This window comes from Ramlibacter sp. P4_H7, from assembly GCF_056400765.1.
In genome coordinates this window covers 130,656-152,424 of sequence record NZ_JBFUKP010000011.1, presented here as the reverse complement: position 1 = coordinate 152,424, position 21,769 = coordinate 130,656, and the positions used below count along the sequence as shown (strand labels likewise).

Annotated in this window: 22 protein-coding genes; 2 read left to right on the top strand and 20 right to left on the bottom strand. The window is 68.2% G+C overall.

Annotated features, from left to right (window positions below; all coding sequences use genetic code 11):
- Nucleotides 1–9: 9 nt before the first annotated feature.
- Entirely contained in the window at nucleotides 10–483 is a 474-nt protein-coding gene (locus tag AC1DSA_RS16500) for a YhbY family RNA-binding protein (RefSeq protein WP_477891083.1), read from the top strand.
- Here AC1DSA_RS16500 and AC1DSA_RS16495 read toward each other — a convergent pair.
- The 7 genes from AC1DSA_RS16495 to AC1DSA_RS16465 all read right to left on the bottom strand — a co-directional run bounded on the left by AC1DSA_RS16495 (nucleotide 461) and on the right by AC1DSA_RS16465 (nucleotide 7,753).
- The gene (locus AC1DSA_RS16495) at nucleotides 461–895 is read right to left on the bottom strand and encodes a DUF4149 domain-containing protein (RefSeq protein ID WP_477891081.1); all 435 of its coding nucleotides are present in this window, start codon (nucleotides 893–895) and stop codon (nucleotides 461–463) included. The genes AC1DSA_RS16500 and AC1DSA_RS16495 overlap by 23 nt on opposite strands.
- Nucleotide 896: 1 nt before the next feature.
- Nucleotides 897–1,376 (bottom strand): transcription elongation factor GreA, encoded by a 480-nt coding sequence (greA, locus tag AC1DSA_RS16490; RefSeq protein ID WP_477891079.1) that lies wholly within the window; start codon nucleotides 1,374–1,376, stop codon nucleotides 897–899.
- A 126-nt stretch (nucleotides 1,377–1,502) separates the two neighbouring features.
- Nucleotides 1,503–4,772 (bottom strand): carbamoyl-phosphate synthase large subunit, encoded by a 3,270-nt coding sequence (gene carB, locus AC1DSA_RS16485; protein ID WP_477891077.1) that lies wholly within the window; start codon nucleotides 4,770–4,772, stop codon nucleotides 1,503–1,505.
- 3 nt (nucleotides 4,773–4,775) lie between these two features.
- On the bottom strand, nucleotides 4,776–5,945 hold the full coding sequence (gene carA, locus AC1DSA_RS16480; RefSeq protein WP_477891075.1) for a glutamine-hydrolyzing carbamoyl-phosphate synthase small subunit: 1,170 nt from the start codon (nucleotides 5,943–5,945) through the stop codon (nucleotides 4,776–4,778).
- Between the two features lie 227 nt (nucleotides 5,946–6,172).
- Entirely contained in the window at nucleotides 6,173–6,547 is a 375-nt protein-coding gene (locus AC1DSA_RS16475) for a hypothetical protein (protein WP_477891073.1), read from the bottom strand.
- Between the two features lie 14 nt (nucleotides 6,548–6,561).
- Nucleotides 6,562–6,873, bottom strand: a complete 312-nt coding sequence (locus AC1DSA_RS16470; protein WP_477891071.1) for a BON domain-containing protein — start codon at nucleotides 6,871–6,873, stop codon at nucleotides 6,562–6,564.
- Nucleotides 6,874–6,928: 55 nt separating this feature from the next.
- Nucleotides 6,929–7,753 carry a beta/gamma crystallin-related protein gene (locus tag AC1DSA_RS16465; protein ID WP_477891069.1) on the bottom strand — a complete coding sequence of 275 codons (825 nt, stop codon included), beginning with the start codon at nucleotides 7,751–7,753 and terminating at the stop codon, nucleotides 6,929–6,931.
- Nucleotides 7,754–7,978: 225 nt separating this feature from the next.
- Here AC1DSA_RS16465 and AC1DSA_RS16460 point away from each other — a divergent pair, with 225 nt between their 5' ends.
- Nucleotides 7,979–9,178, top strand: coding sequence for an ATP-binding protein (locus tag AC1DSA_RS16460; RefSeq protein ID WP_477891067.1), 1,200 nt, complete (start codon nucleotides 7,979–7,981; stop codon nucleotides 9,176–9,178).
- Between the two features lie 47 nt (nucleotides 9,179–9,225).
- On the opposite strand, the gene AC1DSA_RS16455 is transcribed toward AC1DSA_RS16460, so the two are convergent.
- The 13 genes from AC1DSA_RS16455 to frr form a co-directional block, all read right to left on the bottom strand.
- Nucleotides 9,226–10,014: a TrmH family RNA methyltransferase gene (locus tag AC1DSA_RS16455; protein WP_477891065.1), complete on the bottom strand. Its 789-nt coding sequence runs from the start codon at nucleotides 10,012–10,014 to the stop codon at nucleotides 9,226–9,228.
- Nucleotides 10,011–10,634: a ribonuclease HII gene (gene rnhB, locus AC1DSA_RS16450; RefSeq protein WP_477891121.1), complete on the bottom strand. Its 624-nt coding sequence runs from the start codon at nucleotides 10,632–10,634 to the stop codon at nucleotides 10,011–10,013. The genes AC1DSA_RS16455 and rnhB overlap by 4 nt, the downstream gene beginning before the upstream one ends.
- Before the next feature lie 58 nt (nucleotides 10,635–10,692).
- Nucleotides 10,693–11,838, bottom strand: coding sequence for a lipid-A-disaccharide synthase (lpxB, locus tag AC1DSA_RS16445; RefSeq protein ID WP_477891063.1), 1,146 nt, complete (start codon nucleotides 11,836–11,838; stop codon nucleotides 10,693–10,695).
- A gap of 2 nt (nucleotides 11,839–11,840) precedes the next feature.
- Entirely contained in the window at nucleotides 11,841–12,629 is a 789-nt protein-coding gene (gene lpxA, locus AC1DSA_RS16440) for an acyl-ACP--UDP-N-acetylglucosamine O-acyltransferase (protein ID WP_477891061.1), read from the bottom strand.
- 90 nt (nucleotides 12,630–12,719) lie between these two features.
- The gene (fabZ, locus tag AC1DSA_RS16435) at nucleotides 12,720–13,157 is read right to left on the bottom strand and encodes a 3-hydroxyacyl-ACP dehydratase FabZ (RefSeq protein ID WP_477891059.1); all 438 of its coding nucleotides are present in this window, start codon (nucleotides 13,155–13,157) and stop codon (nucleotides 12,720–12,722) included.
- 8 nt (nucleotides 13,158–13,165) lie between these two features.
- On the bottom strand, nucleotides 13,166–14,134 hold the full coding sequence (gene lpxD, locus AC1DSA_RS16430; protein WP_477891057.1) for a UDP-3-O-(3-hydroxymyristoyl)glucosamine N-acyltransferase: 969 nt from the start codon (nucleotides 14,132–14,134) through the stop codon (nucleotides 13,166–13,168).
- Nucleotides 14,135–14,146: 12 nt separating this feature from the next.
- Nucleotides 14,147–14,659 carry an OmpH/Skp family outer membrane protein gene (locus AC1DSA_RS16425; RefSeq protein ID WP_477891055.1) on the bottom strand — a complete coding sequence of 171 codons (513 nt, stop codon included), beginning with the start codon at nucleotides 14,657–14,659 and terminating at the stop codon, nucleotides 14,147–14,149.
- On the bottom strand, nucleotides 14,659–16,953 hold the full coding sequence (bamA, locus tag AC1DSA_RS16420) for an outer membrane protein assembly factor BamA (protein ID WP_477891053.1): 2,295 nt from the start codon (nucleotides 16,951–16,953) through the stop codon (nucleotides 14,659–14,661). Before bamA ends, AC1DSA_RS16425 begins: the two co-directional genes overlap by 1 nt.
- A 54-nt stretch (nucleotides 16,954–17,007) precedes the next feature.
- Nucleotides 17,008–18,384: an RIP metalloprotease RseP gene (rseP, locus tag AC1DSA_RS16415; protein ID WP_477891051.1), complete on the bottom strand. Its 1,377-nt coding sequence runs from the start codon at nucleotides 18,382–18,384 to the stop codon at nucleotides 17,008–17,010.
- 12 nt (nucleotides 18,385–18,396) lie between these two features.
- The gene (ispC, locus tag AC1DSA_RS16410) at nucleotides 18,397–19,587 is read right to left on the bottom strand and encodes a 1-deoxy-D-xylulose-5-phosphate reductoisomerase (RefSeq protein WP_477891050.1); all 1,191 of its coding nucleotides are present in this window, start codon (nucleotides 19,585–19,587) and stop codon (nucleotides 18,397–18,399) included.
- Nucleotides 19,584–20,438, bottom strand: coding sequence for a phosphatidate cytidylyltransferase (locus tag AC1DSA_RS16405; RefSeq protein ID WP_477891049.1), 855 nt, complete (start codon nucleotides 20,436–20,438; stop codon nucleotides 19,584–19,586). Before AC1DSA_RS16405 ends, ispC begins: the two co-directional genes overlap by 4 nt.
- Before the next feature lie 13 nt (nucleotides 20,439–20,451).
- Nucleotides 20,452–21,189 (bottom strand): polyprenyl diphosphate synthase, encoded by a 738-nt coding sequence (gene uppS, locus AC1DSA_RS16400; RefSeq protein WP_477891047.1) that lies wholly within the window; start codon nucleotides 21,187–21,189, stop codon nucleotides 20,452–20,454.
- 16 nt (nucleotides 21,190–21,205) lie between these two features.
- The gene (frr, locus tag AC1DSA_RS16395; RefSeq protein WP_477891045.1) at nucleotides 21,206–21,769 is read right to left on the bottom strand and encodes a ribosome recycling factor; all 564 of its coding nucleotides are present in this window, start codon (nucleotides 21,767–21,769) and stop codon (nucleotides 21,206–21,208) included.

The following is a 21,769-nucleotide window of genomic DNA, read 5'->3' as shown; positions in this document are numbered from 1 at the left end:
AATAAGCGGATGGCAGCGATTCAACTGAGTGTGGCCGAGCGCAAGACGCATCGGGCCGAAGCCCATCACCTCGACCCGGTGGTGATGATCGGCAATGACGGCCTGACCGCCGCCGTGAAAAAGGAAACCGACGCGGCGCTGAGCGCCCACGGGCTGATCAAGGTCCGCGTGCTCGGCGACGACCGGGAGAAGCGCGAGGCCGTGTACCAGCAGCTGTGCGACGAGCTCGGCGCGGCGCCGATCCAGCACATCGGCAAGCTGCTGGTGCTGTGGCGCCCGAAGCCGAAGAAGGAAAAGGCCGAAGACGAGGACCGCCGTCCCGGTCCGCGCGAGTTCAAGGTCATCAAGAACTCCAGCCGGGGCGGCCAGCGTCCGGAGGTCAAGCGCGTCCGGGTGCTTGGCAATCAGCGCCTGACCAGCGGCGGCAACGTGCGCAAGGCCAAGCCCAAGCAGAAGTCGGTCAAGAAGACCCGCGCGGACTGAGGCCGCCGCTGGTGCGCCAAAGCACCACCAGCGCGCACAGCCACTGGGCGGCATACACGACCGTCCCGGCGCTGTGCCAGAAGCGCAGGTCCTGGCGGGCGACGATGCGGGGAGCGATCGCGAATTCCTGCAGCAAGGCGCACAGCATCCCCAGCAGCACGTAGGCGACGGCCCCGCCGGCCCAGCCGATCGCGGGCGTCCCGTCCGCGCTGCGGGCCGCCATCAGCAGCAGCATGCCGCATGCGATCCCGATCCAGGATTCCGCCTGGAACAGCTTGCCCGCCAGCCCGCCGGCCACCGCCGGGGAGCTTGCATTGGCGAAAAGCAGCGGCACGGCGATGAAGCCGATGGCTGTCAGGCTGCCCCACCAGAGGGCGGCGGACAGCACCGCAAGCCGCGCCTTCCAGTCCATGTCAGAGGTAATGGACCGCCACGATCTCGTAGCGCTTGGTGCCGCCGGGCGCCTGCACTTCGGCCGTGTCGCCCTCTTCCTTGCCGATCAGCGCGCGGGCGATCGGGCTGGACACGTTGATCAGGCCCTGCTTCAAGTCGGCTTCGTCCTCACCCACGATCTGGTACTTCACCGTCTCGCCGGAGGTCTCCTCCTCCAGTTCGACGGTGGCGCCGAACACCACGCGCCCGCCGGCGTCGAGCGCGGATGGATCGATCACCTGCGCCGCCGCCAGCTTGCTTTCCAGTTCGCGGATCCGGCCTTCGATGAAGCCCTGGCGGTCCTTGGCGGCGTCGTACTCGGCGTTTTCCGACAGGTCGCCCTGGGCGCGCGCATCGGCGATCGCCTGGATCACGCCGGGACGGTCGACCGTCTTCAGGCGGTGCAGTTCAGCCTTGAGTTTTTCCGCGCCGCGGGTCGTGATGGGGATCGTGGTGGCCATTCGCAATGTCTCCTTCTGCACATGCAGCGCAAGCACCCGGGCGCACGGCGCCTGCGAGGGATTGCAATGAAAAACCGCCGAACGTTGCCGCTCGGCGGTTCTTGTGATGGGCCTGATTATAAAAGCTCAGGCCGCCAGCTGTGCGTGCATCTCCTGGACGGAAATCACGTCGAGGTTGTCCATGGATTTCATGCCCTCGACCGCCGCTTCGGCGCCGGCGATGGTCGTGAAGGTCGTGACCCGGGCCAGCAGCGAGGACGTGCGGATCGCGCGCGAGTCGGCGATGGCGTTGCGGCGCTCTTCGACCGTGTTCACCACCATGATGATCTCGTTGTTCTTGATCATGTCGACCACGTGCGGGCGGCCTTCCGTCACCTTGTTGACGGTTTCGCAGGGAATGCCGGCTGCATTGATGGCGGCCGAGGTGCCCTTGGTGGCGATCAGCGGGAAGCCCATGCCGTGCAGCTGGCGCGCCACTTCGACGGTCCGAGGCTTGTCACCGTTCTTGACCGTCAGGAACACCTTGCCGTTCGACTTGCCGTCGGCGTCCATCGGCTTGGGCAGCTTGGTGCCGGCGCCGATCTGGCTCTTCACGAAGGCCTCGCCGAAGGTCTTGCCCACGCCCATCACCTCGCCCGTGGACTTCATCTCGGGGCCGAGGATGGTGTCCACGCCCGGGAACTTCACGAACGGGAACACGGCTTCCTTGACGCTGAAGTACGGCGGTGTGACTTCCTTCGTCACGCCCTGCTGCTCCAGCGTCTTGCCCACCATGCAGCGCGCCGCGACCTTGGCCAGCTGGATGCCGGTGGCCTTGGACACGTAGGGCACCGTGCGCGAAGCCCGTGGATTCACCTCCAGCACGAAGATGACGTCCTGGCCGTCCTTCTCCTGGATGGCGAACTGCACGTTCATCAGGCCGATGACATTGAGCGCCTTGGCCATCGCGGCCGTCTGGCGCTTCAGTTCCTCGACGGTCGCCTGCGACAGCGAATAAGGGGGCAGGGAGCAGGCGGAATCGCCCGAGTGCACGCCGGCCTGCTCGATGTGCTCCATCACGCCGCCGATGAACACGCGGCCGCTGCTGTCGGCGATGCAGTCCACGTCGCACTCCACGGCGTCGTTCAGGAAGCGGTCCAGCAGCACGGGGGAGTCATTCGACACCTTCACGGCTTCGCGCATGTAGCGCTCGAGATCGCGCTGCTCGTGCACGATCTCCATCGCGCGGCCGCCCAGGACATACGAAGGCCGCACCACCAGCGGATAGCCCAGGGATTCGGCCTTCTGCAGGGCCTCGGGTTCGGTGCGCGCGGTGGCGTTCGGCGGCTGGCGCAGGCCCAGCTCGGTGAGCAGCTTCTGGAAGCGCTCGCGGTCTTCCGCCGCGTCGATCATGTCCGGCGAGGTGCCGATGATCGGCACGCCTTCCGCCTCCAGGCCCAGCGCCAGCTTCAGCGGCGTCTGGCCGCCGTACTGCACGATCACGCCCGTGGGCTTTTCCTTGTCGACGATCTCCAGCACGTCTTCCAGCGTCAGCGGCTCGAAGTACAGGCGGTCGGAGGTGTCGTAGTCGGTCGAGACCGTCTCCGGGTTGCAGTTGACCATGATGGTCTCGTAGCCGTCCTCGCGCAGGGCGAGCGCGGCGTGCACGCAGCAGTAGTCGAACTCGATGCCCTGGCCGATGCGGTTGGGGCCGCCGCCCAGCACGATGATCTTCTTGCGGTCGGTCGGTTCGGCCTCGCACTCTTCCTCGTAGGTCGAGTACATGTAGGCGGTGTTGGTGGCGAACTCGGCGGCGCAGGTGTCCACGCGCTTGTACACGGGGCGCACACCGAGCTTCTTGCGCAGGTCGCGCACCGCCTTGTCGCCGGTCTTCAGCAGCTTGGCCAGGCGGCGGTCCGAGAAACCCTTGCGCTTGAGCGCGCGCAGCGTGGCGGCGTCGAGCGAGGCCAGCGCCTGGGCGCCCTTCTCTTCCACCAGCTTGTCCAGGTCGAGTTCGATCTTCACGATCTCCTCGATCTGCACCAGGAACCACTTGTCGATCTTGGTCAGGTCGTAGACCTCGTCCACCGACAGGCCCATGCCGAAGGCGTCGCCCACGTACCAGATGCGCTCGGGACCGGGCTCGCCCAGTTCCTTTTCCAGCACTTCGCGGTCGGTGGTCTTCTGGTTGAGGCCGTCGACGCCCACTTCCAGGCCGCGCAAGGCCTTCTGGAACGATTCCTGGAAGGTGCGGCCCATGGCCATCACCTCGCCCACGGACTTCATCTGCGTGGTCAGGCGGTCGTTGGCGTCCTTGAACTTCTCGAAGGCGAAGCGCGGGATCTTGGTGACGACGTAGTCGATCGAGGGTTCGAACGAGGCGGGCGTGGCGCCGCCGGTGATGTCGTTGCGCAGTTCGTCCAGCGTGTAGCCCACCGCCAGCTTGGCCGCGACCTTGGCGATCGGGAAGCCGGTGGCCTTGGACGCCAGCGCCGAGGAACGCGACACCCGCGGGTTCATCTCGATGACGATCATGCGACCGTCCTTCGGGTTGATCGAGAACTGCACGTTGGAGCCGCCGGTGTCGACGCCGATCTCGCGCAGCACCGCCAGCGAGGCGTCGCGCATGATCTGGTATTCCTTGTCGGTCAGCGTCTGCGCCGGGGCCACGGTGATCGAGTCGCCGGTGTGCACGCCCATCGGGTCGAGGTTCTCGATCGAGCAGATGATGATGCAGTTGTCCTTCTTGTCGCGCACCACCTCCATCTCGAACTCCTTCCAGCCGAGGAGCGACTCCTCGATCAGCAGTTCGCTGGTGGGCGAGGCCTCCAGGCCGCGCTTGCAGATGGTCTCGAATTCTTCCGGGTTGTAGGCGATGCCGCCGCCGGTGCCGCCCAGCGTGAAACTGGGGCGGATGACGGTCGGGAACCCGACCTGCTTCTGCACGCCCCACGCCTCTTCCATCGTGTGGGCGATACCGGAGCGCGCCGAGCCCAGGCCGATGCGGGTCATCGCGTCCTTGAACTTCAGCCGGTCCTCGGCCTTGTCGATCGCCTCCGGCGTTGCGCCGATCAGCTCGCACTTGTACTTGTGCAGCACGCCATTGCGCCACAGGTCGAGCGCGCAGTTCAGCGCGGTCTGCCCGCCCATGGTCGGCAGGATCGCGTCGGGCTTTTCCTTGGCGATGATCTTCTCGACCGTCTGCCAGGTGATCGGTTCGATGTAGGTGACGTCGGCCGTGGCCGGGTCCGTCATGATCGTCGCCGGGTTGGAGTTGATCAGGATGACCTTGTAGCCCTCCTCGCGCAGGGCCTTGCAGGCCTGCACGCCGGAGTAGTCGAACTCGCAGGCCTGGCCGATGATGATCGGGCCGGCGCCGATGATGAGGATGCTCTTGATGTCTGTGCGCTTGGGCATGTCTTACTTCTTCGCCTGGTCCATCAGGCCGGTGAACCGGTCGAACAGGTAGCTGATGTCGTGCGGCCCGGGGGAGGCCTCAGGGTGGCCCTGGAAGCAGAAGGCCGGCTTGTCGGTGCGCGCCAGGCCCTGCAGCGTGCCGTCGAACAGCGACACGTGCGTGGCGCGCAGGTTGGCCGGCAGCGTCTTCTCGTCGACCGCGAAACCGTGGTTCTGGCTGGTGATGCTCACGCGGCCGGTGTCCAGGTCCTTTACCGGATGGTTGGCGCCGTGGTGGCCGAACTTCATCTTGAAGGTCTTCGCGCCGGAAGCGAGCGCCATGATCTGGTGGCCCAGGCAGATTCCGAAGGTGGGGTAGCCGTCCTCGATCAGCTCGCGGGTGGCGGCAATCGCGTAATCGCACGGCTCCGGGTCGCCCGGGCCGTTGGACAGGAACACGCCGTCGGGCTTCATCTTCTTTACTGCCGCCGCAGGGGTCTTCGCCGGCACGACAGTGACCTTGCAGCCGCGCTCGGCCAGCATGCGCAGGATGTTCTGCTTCACGCCGTAGTCGAAGGCGACCACGTGGTACTTCGGGTTCTCCAGGTGGCCGTAGCCCGAGCCCAGTTGCCACTCGGTCTGCTCCCAGTCGTACTCGCGCTCGACGGTCACGACCTTGGCCAGGTCCAGGCCGTTCATGGCGGGCGCCTTGCGCGCCGCGGCGACGGCCTGTGCGATGGCCTCGGGCGTGACTTCCTCGCCCTGCTTCAGGCCGAGGATGCAGCCGTTCTGCGCGCCCTTGGTGCGCAGCATGCGGGTCAGCTTGCGGGTGTCGATGTTGGCGATGGCGACCGTGTTCTCACCCTGCAGGTACTGCTGCAGGGTCATGTCGGCGCGGAAGCTGGAGGCGATCAGCGGCAGGTCGCGGATGACGAGGCCGGCGGCATGCACCTTGGCCGCCTCGACGTCCTCCCGGTTGACGCCGTAGTTGCCGATGTGCGGATAGGTGAGCGTGACGATCTGCTGGCAGTAGCTCGGGTCGGTCAGGATTTCCTGGTAGCCGGTGAGCGCCGTGTTGAACACGACTTCGCCGGTGGTGGAACCTGTGGCTCCGATCGAGTTGCCGATAAAGACCGTGCCGTCTGCGAGCGCCAGGATGGCGGGCGGGAAAGCTCCCTGAAGCGACGAAAGCACTGGGTTCTCCGGATATGCGGGTACGCCCAAAACGCGATCGAAAGCGGACTCTCGATGTTGCTTTTGTCGGGGGAGTGGCTCGATGCGCTAGGACGTACGGGGGTTTGCGGGAAAGCCCTTGATTATAGCGCGGCGACACTGCGCCGCCGGCGTGGGGTTACTCGCCGGTCGCGCAGCCCGGCAGCGTTCCGGCTTCCACCGATCGGCGGAAGCCGGGACGCTGGCCGTCATTGCTTGGTCTCGGTCTGCCGCAGCAGGCCGCCGCCTTCCACGCTGCCCTGGGCCGATCCGCCCAGGATCCGCTGCATGCAGGCCTGGCGGTCCGCCGGCGGCTGCACTTCGCATCGCTGCGTGGCATTGCGCGACAGGTCGGAAGCGGACACATTGCCCAGCCCGCCCCTGCGGGCCTCGTCGTATGCAGCCCCCGCTTCCCTCAGGCAGGTCGTGCGGTCCTGCTGGGACTGGCCGCTCAGGCAGCGCGCCCGCTCCTGCTGGTAGGCGGTTTGCGCCGCGGAAGGCGTGACCTTGCCCCCGGCCCAGGCGGGTGCCAGGGCCGTGGCGAGGACCAGCGCGGCGGCGGCCGTGAATGGGATGCGGTTCACGCAGTTCTCCCGGCTCACGGCTTGACGCTGATCTCGTTGCGCACCGACTTGACGCCGGACACGCCGCGCGCGATGGTTTCGGCGGTGGCGCGTTCGGTCGTGTTCTTGGCGAAGCCGGACAGCATCACGGTGCCGTTGAGTGTCTCGACCGTGATGCTGGATGCATCGACGGCCTTGCTGTCGACGAAGCGCGCCTTGACGCTCGTCGTGATGGCGGTGTCGTCGACATACGCACCCACGGTTTCCTGGCCGCGCGTGACGGCGCAGCCGGACAGGGTGAGCAGGCAGGCGGCCAGCGCGAAGGGGAGGATGTTGCGGTTGTTCATGGTGTGTTTCCAGTGAGAGAAATGGGAGGGGATTTCGTTGCGGGCGACGGGCGCGTCAGATCCGCGGTTCACCGTCACGGTTGACCGTGACGGTGCGACCCGGGGCGTCGGCCATCTGCATGCGGTGCTGCTGGCCGCGGAAGTCGTAGGTCACGTCCCAGTAACTGGGCGTGGCCTGGACCGGGTTGGAGTCGCAGCGGCGCACGTCCTGCGCCACGGCGGTGGGCGCGGTGCCGCGTCCGTATTGCGAACCAAGGGCCGCACCGCCTAGGGCGCCGCCCACGGTTGCGATCTGCTTGCCCGTTCCGCCGCCGACCTGGTGCCCCAGGACGCCGCCGATCACGGCCCCGATCGCCGCACCCGCCAGGTTCGGGTTGCCCTGCTGCGGGGGTTGTTGCACCACCTGCTCGCGCTCCATCCAGCAACGCTGGCCGGGCGTGCCGACCACGGCGCGCGCGGACGTCACGTCGGCGTCGTACAGGCGCTCGTTGCGGCGGCGACGGAAGTCCTGCGTGACCATGGGCATGGGCGCGTAGCTGGCCTCGGCGACATGCTCGTTCGCGGGCAGCGGCCGCACGGAGGAGATCCGGTCGTTCAGGCCCATGGCGCTGAGCGAGGGGTACTGGCCCGGCCGCAGCACGGTGCACCGGCCTTCGAGGCGGGTGTTCTCGCAGGCCTCCCAGCGCTGCCCAACCACGACCACCGAAGAGGCGCGGTCGTTGAATCCGGAGCGCTCCAGGTTGCCGACGCGCTGCGGGGTGCTGAAGGAGCGGCCCTGGAAACCTTCCTGCTCGTAGAAGGTGACTTGCGCCGATGCCTGCGCGGCGAAGGCCAGCGCGCTCGTGGCGAACAGGGCTTGGACGACGGTGATGTTTTTCATGCGGACCTCTTTCAGCCCACACGGTACGCAGCGCGCGGCCTGCTGTCTGTGCGCCACCGTACCGAGGTGCATTGCTGCTCGGCCGGAAGCGATGTCCCTGGCTCGTGGGCAGCCGGCCCGCCTCCAGCTAAACTGGTCAATCCACTGAGTCGGCTTACCTAGTGCCCCAAGCCGATGGGCCTCCGCCCGCTCAGTTCGCCTCTGCACCGCAACCTGGGTGCAGCCATGCAACATTCCCCGCACATCGCGGCCTGGTCATCGCCGAGCGACCTGGCCAGGCTGGCCGCAGCAGGACCGGCTCCTCCTGTCCGGCTGGGTGATTTCATCCGCTCCCACGCCGGCGAAATTCTGCAGGCCTGGGACGAGTTCGCGGCGACGGTGGTGCACGACGGAAAGACGCTGGACCACGCCGCGCTGCGCGACCATGCGGCCGAGATCCTCGACACGATCGCACTGGATCTCGCCCAACCCCAGTCCACTGCCGAACAGGACGCGAAGGGCAAGGGCCAGGCCCCGCCCAGCCCCTTCCCCACCCCAGCTGAAACCCATGCCGACTTCAGGATGGTGGCCGGCTTCGCGGTCGACGCCCTGATCACGGAGTATCGGGCCCTGCGCGCGAGCGTGCTGAAGATCTGGGCGAAGGCGGGAGGCGGCGCCACCGCGGCCGACCTGACCGACCTGACCCGCTTCAACGAAGCGATCGACCAGTCGATCGCGGAATCCGTGGGCAGGTACACCCGGCAGACCAAGACGGCCACGGATCTCTTCATCGGCATCCTGGGCCACGACATCCGCAATCCCCTGGGCACCATCGTCTTCAGCGCCGAACACCTGGTGCGCTCCGGCCAGCTGACACGCCAGGCGGCGGCGCCCATCGCGAACGCGGCGGTCCGCATCAAGGGAATCATCGAGCAGGTCGTGGACTTCACGCGCGCACAATCGGACGGCGTCATGCCGATCGTGCGGTCGCCCGGAAACCTGGCCAAGCAGGTGGCCAAGATCGTGCAGGAGACCCAGGTCCGGCACCCGGCGCGGACGATCCGGCTGGAAGGCCCGGGGCACCTGGCGGGAAGCTGGGACGAAGCGCGCATCGGGCAACTGCTGTCGAACCTGCTGGCAAACGCGCTGCTGTACGGCTCGCAGGACGCGGAGGTGACGGTCAAGACCTGGGGGACGCAGCAGGCTGCGGGCTTCTCGGTGCACAACGAAGGGCATCCGATCGATCCCGCGGACCGGGAACGCATCTTCGAACCGCTGCAAAGGGGCGTCCAGAACCGGGAGGGTCGCCCCGAGGCGAACGGTCTCGGGCTCGGGCTGTTCATCTGCCGGGAGATCGTGCGCTCCCACGGCGGCGTGCTCGACGTGGACTCGACGGAAGCGGAGGGCACCACTTTCTCGGTGTCCTTGCCGCATCCGGCGGCATAGCGCGCAGGGGCCTGGAGGCGCGGCTCGCCCGCCCCCGATGGCCCGCGCTAGGACCGGCCGGCGAAGTGCGCCGCCGCGCTCGCATGCAGGCAGATCGCCGCCGCGGCGCCGACATTGAGCGACTCCTCGCCCCCCGGCTGCACGATGCGCACGAACTGCCGCGCCCGCGCCGCCAGCGCCGTGCCGACGCCCTGCCCTTCATGCCCGAGCACCCAGGCACAGGGCCAAGGCAGCTTCGCCCGGTGCAGGTAGTCGCCCTGGTGCGAGCTGGTCGCCAGCAGCGGGACCCGCAGTGCATCGAGCCGGTCAGCCTCCAGTCCCTCGAGCAGGCCCAGGCCGAAATGCGCGCCCATGCCGGCGCGCAGCACCTTGGGACTCCAGAGCGCGGCCGTGCCCTTGATCGCCAGCACCTGGCGAAAGCCGAAGGCGCCGGCGCTGCGCAGGATGGTGCCCACGTTGCCGGCGTCCTGCAGGCCATCCAGGATGACCGTGGGCGCGTCCGGCTGCAGCACGGGCTGCGCCGGCAGCGGCAGCACGAAGCCCATCCGCGCCGGCGACTCCAGTGCACTGACCGTGGCAAACAGCGCGTCCTCGATGGTGACGATCTTCCCGCCCGTGTCCGCCCAATCGTGGCCGACCTGGTCCCAATAGGACGCCTGGAACACCGCGTGGGTCGGCTGCAGGCCGCGCTGCAATGCAGCCCGGCAGAGATGGTCCCCTTCCAGCCAGACGCGCCCCTGCTTGCGGTAGGCGGTGCTGTCGTGCGCCAGCTTGCGCAGGTCCTTCAGCAGCGCGTTGTCGCGGGAGTGGATGTGCTGGGGGCCGGTGTCGGTCACTGGACCTGCACCGACACCGTCGCGCCCTCGATGGTGAGCAACTGCGCGGCCACCGGCGCGAAATGACGGCGATGGTGGATGCAGGGGCCGTGCACGCGCAGGGCTTCGAGGTGCTCGGGCGTGCCGTAGCCCTTGTGGGCGGCAAAGCCGTACTGCGGGAACTGGTCGTGCAGCTCCACCAGCATGCGGTCGCGCGTGACCTTCGCGATGATGGATGCCGCCGAGATCGACCTGATCTTGGCGTCGCCATCCACGATGGCTTCCGAAAGGATCTCCAGCTTCGGCAAGCGGTTACCGTCCACCAGCACCTTCACCGGCTTCAGGCGCAGTCCCTCGACGGCCCGTTTCATGGCGAGCATGGTGGCGTGCAAGATGTTCAGGTCGTCGATTTCCTCGACGGACGCCATCCCCACCGAGCAGCACAGGGCCTTCTCCCGGATCTTGTCGTACAGCTTGTCGCGCTGCAGCGGCGTGAGCACCTTGGAATCGGCCAGCCCGAGGATGCGCTTCTTGTCGTCCAGGATCACCGCCGCGGCAACCACCGGCCCTGCCAGCGGACCGCGGCCGGCTTCGTCGACCCCTGCCAGCAACCCGACCGGCTCCGGAAAGAGCAGCGGCACCTGGCGCGGCCGGACCGCCTTCGTCCGGATCGTCGTGGTCCGGATGCGCCTGTCCGCTTCAGGAGGCGAGGACTTGTTCGATGGCATCGGTGGCGAGTTGGGCGGTGTCGCGCTTCAGGCGCAGGTGCAGGTCGCGGAATGTCGCCTGCACGGCCTGCATTCTGTCAGGGCTGTCCAGCCAGTCGGCGAGCGCCCCGGAAAGCAACTCGGGTTTTGCGTTGGACTGCAGCAACTCGGGCACGACGAAGTCCCGGCACAGGATGTTCGGCAGCCCCACCCAGGGCTGCAGCTGCCGCGGCTTCATCAGCGCGTACGTGGCCCAGTGCGTGTGGTACGAGATGACCATGGGCCGCTTGAACAGGGCCGCCTCCAGCGTGGCGGTGCCGCTGGCCACCAGCGCCACGTCACAGGCCGCCAGCACCGGGTGGGACTGGCCGGTCACGATGGTGAGGTGGCGCGGCGCCGGTCCCGAGCGGGCCAGCTGGCTGATGCGCGCCTGCAGCGCGGGCATCGCCGGGATCACGAACCAGGCGCCGGGCCGGCTTTTCTGCAGCTGGGCGGCGGCGGCCAGGAAGCGCGGCGCCATCGCCTCCACCTCGGAGGCCCGGCTGCCGGGCAGTAGTGCGATCACCTCCCCGTGGGCCGGCAGGCCCAGCGGGATGCGGGCGGCGGCCTTGTCCGGGTCCAGGGGGATCACGTTCGCGAGCGGATGTCCCACGTAGGTCGCGGCCACCCCGTGGCGCGCCAGCAGCTCGGGCTCGAAGGGGAAGATGCACAGCACGTGGTCGCACGCCTTGCGCAGCTTGTCCACCCGCTTCATCCGCCAGGCCCAGATGGAGGGGCACACGAAATGCACCGTCCGGATCCCGGCGCGGCGCAGGTCGGCCTCCAGTCCCAGGTTGAAGTCCGGCGCGTCCACGCCGATGAACACGTCGGGGCGCTCCTTCAGCAGCCGCTCGCGCAGCGCATCGCGGATGCCGGCGATCTCCTTGTAATGCCGCAGCACCTCGGCGTAGCCGCGCACGGCGAGCTTCTCGTAGGGCCACCAGGGTTCGAAGCCGTGCCGCGCCATGTGCGGCCCGCCAATGCCCGCGGAGGCCAGCCCGGGCCAGCGCTGGCGCATGCCGGCGAGCAGCAGGCCGGCCAGCAGGTCGCCCGAGGCTTCGCCCGCGACGAAAGCGGCGCGCGGTCCCTGCGGCTCCATGGTCAGCGGGCGATGCCGCGGGTGGCCGCCGCGAGGAAGCCGCTCATGAGCGCGACTTCGTCCCTGGCCTCGGGCGCCGACTGCGCCAGCGCCTCGATGGCGGCGCGGGCGGCTTCCAGCGTCCGGCCTTCCCGGTAGAGGAGCTTGTGCATCTGCTTGACGCCGGCGATGCGGTCCGCGCTGAAGTCGCGCCGGCGCAGGCCCACCACGTTGATGCCGCGGACCGCCAGCGGGTTGCCGTCCACCAGCATGAAGGGCGGCACGTCCTGCGACACCGCGCTGGCGAAGCCGACCATCGCATGGGCGCCGACCTTCACGAACTGGTGGATGCCCGTGAGCCCGCCCACCGTGACCCAGTCGCCCAGCTCCACGTGGCCCGCGAGCGTCGTGTTGTTGGCGAGCGTGGTGTGGTTGCCCACCACGCAGTCGTGCGCGATGTGGGTGTAGGCCATGATCCAGTTGTCGTCGCCGATGCGCGTGACCGCCTTGTCCTGCACCGTGCCCACGTGCAGGGTCACGAATTCGCGGATGGTGTTGCGGTCGCCGATCACCAGCTCGGTTGGCTCGCCCTGGTACTTCTTGTCCTGGTTGGCCGCGCCGATGGAGCCGAACTGGAAGATGCGGTTGTCGCGGCCGATCGTGGTGCGGCCCTCGAGGACCACGTGGGCCGCCACGGTCGTTCCCGCGCCGATCTTCACGTGCGGTCCGACCAGCGTGTACGCGCCGACCGTGACGCTGGGGTCAAGTTCCGCCTTGGGATCGACGATCGCGGTCGGATGGATGTTCGTCATGCGGGCCTCCGACGGGCCGCCCCTAGGAGGCCCAGCCCCCTCGGGGGGCAGTGCAGCGGCCTTGCCGCAAACGTGGGGGCATCCATTTCTTCAGGGAACCGTGCGCATCGTGCACATCAGCTCGGCCTCGCAAGCGATGTCCTCGCCCACGCGGGCCGTGCACTTGAACTTGTAGATGCCGGCCTTCTGGCGCAGCAGTTCCACGTCCATCACCAGCTGGTCACCCGGCTCGACCGGCCGCTTGAAGCGCGCGCCGTCGATGCCCGCGAAATAGATGACCGAGTTGGGGTCGCGCGTGGACGATTCGTCGGCGAAGGCGAGCAGGCCCGCCGTCTGGGCCATCGCTTCGAGCATCAGCACGCCCGGCATCACCGGGCGGTGCGGGAAGTGCCCCACGAAAAAGGGCTCGTTGATCGTGACGTTCTTCAGCGCCTTGATCGACTTGCCGGGGTCCACGGCCAGCACGCGGTCCACCAGCAGGAACGGGTAGCGGTGCGGAAGCTTCTTGAGGATCTGGTGGATGTCCATGGCGAGGTTCAGGATTTCTTTTCCAGTGCCTTGATGCGCTCGCGCAGCATGTACAGCTGCTTGAGCGTCGCGGCGTTCTTTTCCCAGGCGGCATTGTCGTCCATGGGGAAGATGCCGGTGTACAGGCCGGGCTTCGAAATCGAGCGCGACACGAAGGTGCCGGCCGAAACCTGCACGCGGTCGGCGATCGACAGGTGCCCCAGGATCATCGCGGCGCCCCCGATCATGCAGTGCGCGCCGATCGTGGCGCTGCCGGCGATGCCGGTGCAGCCCGAGATGACCGTGTGCCGGCCGATGCGGCAGTTGTGGCCGATCTGCACCAGGTTGTCGATCTTCACGCCGTCCTCCACCACCGTGTCGGCCAGCGCGCCGCGGTCGATGCAGGTGTTGGCGCCGATCTCGACGTCGTCGCCGATGCGCACGGCGCCCAGCTGCTCGATCTTCACGAAGCCCTCGGGCGACGGAGCGAAGCCGAAGCCGTCGGCGCCGATCACCACCCCAGGATGCAGCACACAGCGCGCGCCGATCACGCAATCCTCGGCCACGTGCACGCGGGCCTTGAGCACCGTGCCGTCGCCCACGCGGGCGCCGCGTTCCACGACGCAGTGCGGGCCGATGCGCACGTCCTGCCCGATCACGGCGTCGGCATCGATGACGGCACTGGAATGGATGGCGGGGCCGGCGGGCCTGGCGTGGGTGCGCTTCCACAGTTGCGTGGCCCGGGCGAAATACAGGTAGGGGTCGTCGGCGACGATGCAGGCGCCGCGGGCGAGCGCCGCGTCGCGCAGGGCCGGCGCCACGATCACGCAGCCGGCGGCCGTGGCATCGAGCTGGGCCCGGTAGCGGGGATGGCTCAGGAAAGCGAGGTGGCCCGGCTGAGCGCTTTCCAGCGGGGCGAGCCCGTCGATGCGCAGGGTGGGATCCCCATGCAGTTCGCCCCCGAGGGCCGCGACGATCTCGCCGATTTGCAGCGCCACGGCTTTGGCGCGTCAGCGCACCGAGTTCAGGGCCTTGATCACCTTGTCGGTGATGTCGTGCTTGGGGTTGATGTAGACCGCCTCCTGCAGGATCAGGTCGTATTTCTCCTGCTCGGCCACCTGCTTGACGACGCGGTTGGCGCGATCCAGCACCTGCTGCAGTTCCTCGTTCTTGCGCGCGTTGAGGTCCTCCTGGAACTCGCGGCGCTTGCGCTGGAACTCGCGGTCCTGGTCGACCAGCGACTTCTGGCGCTGCGAACGCTGCGCTTCCGGAAGCGCGGGCGCCTCGCGTTCGAACTTCTCGGACGCGGCCTTGAGCGAGTTGCCCAGATCGTTGAGCTCCTTCTCGCGGCGGGAGAATTCCTGCTCCAGCTTCACCTGCGCCTGCTTCGCGGAGTTGGCCTCCCGGAAGATGCGGTCGGTGTTGACGAAGCCCACGCGGAAATCCTCCGCCTGCGCCTGGACGCTGAAGGCCAGCGCGCCCAGCAGGATGGCCAGGCAGGGACGGGACAGGATCTTCTTCATCAGAAGGAGGTTCCGATCTGGAATTGCAATTTCTGGATTTTATCCCCAGGCTCCTTGCGGATCGGTTCCGCCACCGCAATGCGCAGCGGACCGACGGGCGAAAGCCAGGAAAGTCCGATGCCGGCGGAGGCGCGGAGCGTGTTGAAGTTGATCGGGTCGTTCTCGCCGTACACGTTGCCGGCGTCGATGAATCCGTACAGCCGCAGGCTCTTGTCGTTGCCGGCGCCGGGGAAAGGCGTGATCACCTCCGCGTTCAGCGTGATCTTGCGCGGGCCGCCGATCGAGGACCCGGTCACGTCGCGCGGGCCCAGGGTGCCCTGCTGGAAGCCGCGCACCGAGCCGAGGCCGCCCGAGTAGAAGTTCTTGAACACCGGGTACGGCTGCCCGTTCAGTCCCTTGCCCCAGCCCAGCTCGCCGTTGAAGGCGAAGGTGTACAGCTTGGCCAGGGGGAAGAACTGCTGGTACTGGTAGTTGGCCCGGACGTAGCGGGCGTCGCCCGCCACGCCCCACTCGCCGCCGAAGCGCTGCAGCCGGCCTCTGGTGGGCGACATCGCGCTGTCGCGGTCGTCGCGCGACCAGCCGACGGTCAGGGGGATCGTGCTGCTGGTGTAGCCGAAGCGTTCGGCGTACAGCAGGTAGGCGGCCGGGATGTTGGTGCCCGGCTTGATCTCCGTGCGCTCGAGACTGCCGCCGAAGAAGACGGTGTCCACCTCGGTGAAGGGCACGCCGAAGCGCAGGCCGGCGCCGGAAGTGATGAGCTCGTAGTTGCCGCCCTGGTCCTCGTACGGCTTGGACGTGCGGTGGTACAGGTCGATCGTCCGCGAGACCCCGTCCGGCGTGAAATAGGGGTTGACCGTGTTCAGCACCAGCGTGCGGTTGTACTTGCTGGTGTTGATCTCCAGGCCGAAGTAGTTGCCGGTGCCGAAGGCGTTTTCCTGCTTGATGCTGAAGGACAGCGCCAGTTTTTCCGCCGTGGAGAAGCCCGCGCCCAGCTGCAGGCTGCCGGTGGGCCTTTCCGTGATCACGACGTTCAGGTCGACCTGGTCCGGCGCGCCCGGCACGTCGGAGGTCTCGACGCTCACTTCCTTGAAATAGCCGAGGCGCTCCACGCGGTCGCGCGAGAGCTTGATGCGCTCGGCGTCGTACCAGCTGGACTCGAACTGGCGGAATTCGCGGCGGATCACCTCGTCCCGGGTGCGGTTGTTGCCCGAGACGTTGATGCGGCGCACGTAGGCGCGGCGCGAGGGCTCCGCCAGCAGCACGAAATTGACGCGGTTGTTGGTGCGGTCGATTTCGGGCCGCGCCTCGACCTGCGCGAAGGCGTAGCCGAAGTTGCCGAAGTGCTCGGTGAAGGCCTTGGTGGTCTCCGTCACCAGGTCGGCGTTGTAGGGCTGGCCCGGCCTGATCTTCACCAGCGCCTTGAACTCGTCTTCCTTGCCCAGGAAGTCGCCTTCCAGCCGGACCCCGGACACCACGTAGCGTTCACCCTCGGTGACGTTGATGGTGATGCTGATGTCCTGCTTGTTCGGCGAGATCGCGACCTGGGTCGAGTCGATGCGGAATTCCAGGAAGCCGCGCTGCAGGTAGTAGGAACGCAGCGCTTCCTGGTCGGCGTTGAGCTTGGTGCGCGAATAGCGGTCGGACTTGGTGTACCAGGCCAGCCAGCCGCCGGTATCCAGCTCCATCTGGTCCTTCAGCGTCGATTCGCTGAAGGTCTTGGCGCCGACGATGTGGATGTCCCGGATGCGGGTGGGCTCGCCCTCGCTCACGGTGAACGTGAGGTTGACGCGGTTGCGCTCGATCGGGGTGACCGTGGTCACCACGTCGGCGCCGTACAGGCTTTTGTTGATGTACTGACGCTTGAGCTCCTGCTCGGCCCGGTCGGCCAGCGCCTGGTCGTACGGGCGTCCTTCAGTCAGGCCGATCTCGCGCAGCGCCTTCTTCAGCGTGTCCTTGTCGAATTCCTTGGTGCCGACGAAGTCGACGTCCGCCACCGTGGGACGCTCCTCCACCGCGATGATCAGCACGTCGCCGTTCACTTCGAGGCGCACGTCCTTGAAGAGCCCCAATGCGAAGAGGGCCCGGATTGCCGCCGAGCCCTTGTCGTCGTTGTACTGGTCGCCTACGCGAAAGGGCAGCGAACCGAACACGGTGCCCGGCTCCACGCGCTGCAGGCCCTCGACCCGGATGTCGCGGACGGTGAAGGGCTCGACGGCCCAGGTGTTGGCGGCGAAGGCGAGGACGCACACGGCCGAAACGGTACGCACGCGCAAGCGCTTGATGTGTTTCTTCATTGAATCAGGAAAGGCGCCGGCGGCATCTGCTGGCAGGCCGCGGCGGCAGTTGTTCTATCCAAAGAGCCTGGCGACGTCGTTGAACAGGGCGATCGACATCATCACCAGCAGCACCGCCACGCCACCGCGCTGCAGGCGCTCCATCCAGGCGTCGGAGACGCTCCTGCCCGTGACGGCCTCCCAAAGATAATACATCAGGTGTCCGCCATCCAGGACCGGGAGCGGCAGCAGGTTGAGGACACCGAGGCTCACGCTGATGAGCGCCAGGAAGAGCAGGTACTGGGTCAGTCCCAGGCTGGCGGACTTGCCCGCGTAGTCGGCGATGGTGAGGGGCCCGCTGAGGTTCTTTACCGAAGCTTCACCCACCAGCATGCGGCCCATCATCCGCAGCGTGAGCGCCGACACGTCCCACGTGCGCACCACGCCTTTCCACAGGCCGTCGATCGGACCGTAGCGCACCGTCACCATGGCTGGAGGCGCGCCGACGTAGGCGGAGATGCGGCCCATGGGCGCGTTCTTGCCGTCGGCCACCACGTCCGGCGTGACCGCCACCTGCATGCGCTGGCCGGCCCGGTCGATCTCCCAGCTGGAGGCGAGCGCGCGGCCGTCCTGCACCTGGGCGCGGATCAGGTCGCGCAGCTGCTGCGCGTCGCCCACCGGCTGCCCGTTGGCGCGCAGCACCAGGTCGCCCTTGCGCAATCCGGAGCGCTCGGCGGCGCCGCCTGCCATCACCTCGCCCAGCACCGGCGGGCTCCAGGGCGAGGCGATGCCCACCTTGCGCAGCAGCTGGGCGTCGGCATCGCGCGCGTCCAGGCGGGACAGGGGCAGCACCAGTTCGCCGCCGCGGCTGCCGCCCTCGCGCGCGAGCACCATCCGCAGGTCGCGGCCGTCCAGGGCGGCGCTCGTGAGCAGCCAGCGCAGTTCCTCGAAGGAACGCACCGGCTCCAGGTCGTCGCCTTGCAGCGCAGCCATGGCCACGCGCTCCCCGCCCTTCAAGCCCGCCTGGGCGGCGATGGAGCCGGCGACCGGGCTGCCCAGCACCGGTTCGGGCTCCTCCACGCCGATCCAGTTGACCGCCGCGTACAGCGCGATGGCCAGCAGCAGGTTGGCGATGGGACCCGCGGCCACGATCGCGGTGCGGGACCTGAGCGGCTGCGTGTTGAAGGCGCGGTGCCGCTCGGCCGCCGGCACGTCGCCCTCGCGCTCGTCCAGCATCTTCACGTAGCCGCCCAGGGGAAACGCACCGATCACGAACTCGGTGTCCTGGCCCGGGCGCGGGCGGCGCGGCTTCCAGCGGTACAGCACCTTGCCGAAGCCGATGGAGAAGCGCAGGACCTTGACATCGCAGGCCACGGCCACGCGGTAGTGGCCGTACTCGTGGACGGCGATCAGCAGGCCCAGGGCGACGATGAAGGCGACGATGGTCAGCATGCGGGCGTTCGGTCAGGATGCGAGGCCGCGGATGGCCTGCTCCGCCGTGCGGCGGGCTTCGGCATCCAGGGCCAGCAGGTCCGGCAGCGATTGTGGCTTGGAGGGCACGAGTGCCTCCAGAGTTGCAAGGTTTACCGAATGGATCTGGTCGAAGCGGATGCGCCGGTCCAGGAAGGCGGCGACGGCCAGCTCGTTCGCGGCATTGAGGACCGCGGTCGTGCCCGGCGCGGCGGCCAGGCTGTCCCAGGCGAGCTGCAGGCCCGGGAAGCGCTCGCGGTGGCCCCGGCTGTCCAGCGACTCGAAGCTCATGTCGGCCAGCGCGCCGAAGTCCAGGGCCTGCGCGCCGGAGCTCACTCGGTCCGGCCAGGCCAGGCCGTAGGCGATGGGCACCCGCATGTCCGGCGTGCCCAGCTGCGCGACCACCGAGGTGTCGCGGTACTGCACCATCGAGTGGATGACGCTCTGCGGATGGATCACCACCTGCACGCGCTGCGGCGCCAGCCCGAAGAGGTACCTCGCCTCGATCACCTCCAGCGCCTTGTTCATCATGGTCGCGGAGTCGACCGAGATCTTGCGGCCCATCACCCAGTTGGGATGCGCGCAGGCTTGTTCCGGCGTCACCTCGCGCAGGCTGGCGGGTTCGCGGGTGCGGAACGGGCCGCCGGACGCGGTCAGGATGATCTTCTCGACCCGCGCGTCCCACGTGGCTGCGTCTTCCGGCAGCGACTGGAAGATCGCCGAGTGTTCGCTGTCGATCGGCAGCAGCGTGGCGCCGCCTTCCCGCACGGCGGCCAGGAACAGCTCGCCGCCGACCACCAGGGCTTCCTTGTTGGCCAGCAGCAGTTTCTTGCCGGCCCGCGCGGCGGCGATGCACGAGGACAGGCCGGCCGCCCCGACGATGGAGGCCATCACCGTGTCCACCTGCGGGTGGGCGGCAACCGTGTCGAGCGCCTCGGCGCCCCACAGCACGCGCGTGGCGAGGCCGCTGGATTCGATGCGGGCGGCCAGGGCGCGGCCGGCTTCCTCCTGCGCCATCACCGCAAGAGCGGGACGGAACTGCAGGCACTGCTGCAGCATCAGGTCGACCTGGCGGGCGGCACTCAGGGCGAACACCTCGAAGCGGTCCGGGTGGCGTGCGACCACGTCCAGCGTGTTGGCGCCGACCGAGCCGGTCGAGCCGAGGACGGCGATGCGTTGTTTCATCGTTGCGCCAGGGTGGCCAGCATCATCGCGAGCGGCAGGGTCGGCAGCAGCGCGTCCACGCGGTCCAGCACGCCGCCGTGGCCGGGCAGCAGCTGGCTGGAATCCTTCATGCCCGCTGCCCGCTTGACCAGGGATTCGGTGAGGTCGCCCACCACGCTCATGGCCGCCAGGAACACCGAAGCCAGCACCAGGATGAACCATCCGAGCGAGGCCAGGCGCGAATACAGGCTGGGCACCGTCGCCTGCGCGGCCGAGTCGGCCAGGGTCCAGGCGATGGCGATCACGACGACGCCGGCCATGCCGCCCCAGACGCCCTCCCAGCTCTTCTTCGGGCTGATCTCGGGGGCCAGTTTGCGTTGCGTGAACTTGCCGCCGACGGCGCGTCCCGCGAAGTAGGCAAAGATGTCCGCGGCCCAGACCAGCACCAGGATGGACAGCAGGAAATTGACGCCGATGACGCGCGCCTGCGCCATGGCCAGCCAGGCCAGCACCAGGGCCACCAGGCCGCCCACGACGCGAAGCGCGCGCGGGATGTGCGGCCAGCCCGCGATCCCCGCGTTCACCAGGGCGGCGCCCGCCAGCACCCACGCTGCGCCCACCGCGCTCCACAGCAGCACCGAGGGGGCATGCGTCCAGCCGAGCGCCCAGGCGCCGGCGCACAGCGCAAGCGTCAGCGCGCCGAGCCCCAGGCTGGCGCCCTGCTCCAGGCCGTTCAGCCGTCCCCACTCCCAGCCGCCGGCGGCCAGCAGCAGGAGCGTGATCGCGAGGAAGGGTTCGGGCGTGCGCCAGAACAGGGCCGGCAGCAGGATGGCCAGCAGGACCAGGGCCGTGATGACGCGCTGCTTCAGCATCGCGGTGCCGCGTTCAAGCGGCCTTCCTGCGCACCGGAGGCGTGGTGGGGGCGACCTGTTCGGACGTGAGGCCGAAGCGGCGTTCGCGCCGGGCGTAGTCGGCGATGGCCTCGTCGATCGCGGCCGCATCGAATTCCGGCCAGAGCTTGTCGCTGAAGTACAGCTCGCTGTAGGCGGACTGCCAGAGCAGGAAGTTGCTGATGCGCTGTTCGCCACCGGTGCGGATCACCAGGTCGGGGTCCGGCACGTGCGCCAGCGCCATGGCGCGATCGAGGCTTTGCTCGGTGATCGGTTCGCCGGCCGCGGCGAGCCTGGCGGCGGCCTGGGCGATGTCCCAGCGGCCGCCGTAGTTGAAGCAGACGTTGAGGACCAGCCGCTGGTTGCCGGCCGTCAGCGACTCGGCATGCGCCAGGCCGGTGCGCACCTTTTCCGACAGCGCCGATCGGTCGCCGACGAAATGGATGCGCACGCCCTCGGCCTGCAGCTGGGGCACCTCGCGCGACAGCGCCATCGCCAGCAGTTCCATCAGGCCGGAGACCTCGTCGGCGGGACGGTTCCAGTTCTCCGAGGAGAACGCGAACACCGTGAGCACCTTGACGCCGACGTCGCCGCAGTGGCGCACGCAGGCGCGCAAGGTGTCCACGCCCTTCTTGTGGCCGGCAACGCGCGGCAGGAAGCGCTTGGTGGCCCAGCGGCCATTGCCATCCATGACGATGGCGATGTGGTGCGGGACGGCGCGGTTGGCGGTCATGGGCGCATGCAGGCCGTCAGACCTCCATGATCTCCTTTTCCTTGGAGGCGACCAGCGCATCGATCTCGTTGATGTGCTTGTCCGTGGCCTTCTGCACGTCGCCTTCGGCGCGCTTGAGGTCGTCTTCCGTCGCGGTCTTGTCCTTGACCAGCTTCTTCACGTGCTCGTTGGCGTCGCGGCGCAGGTTGCGGATGGCGATCTTGGCGTTCTCCGCCTCGTGCCGCACGAGCTTGGTCATTTCCTTGCGGCGCTCTTCCGACATCGGCGGCATCGGCACGCGGATCAGGTCGCCCATGGAGGCCGGGTTGAGGCCCAGGTCGCTTTCGCGGATGGCCTTCTCGATCTTGGCGCCCATCCCCTTTTCCCAGGGCTGGACCGAAATGGTCCGGGCGTCCAGCAGGTTCACGTTGGCAACCTGGCTGATCGGCACGGAGGAACCGTAGTAGTCCACGTGGACCGTGTCCAGCAGGCCCGGGTTCGCGCGGCCGGTGCGGATCTTCGTCAGGGTGTGCTTGAAGGCGGCGATGGACTGGTCCATCTTGGCCTGCGTGGTCTGTTTGATTTCGGGGATCGTTGCCAT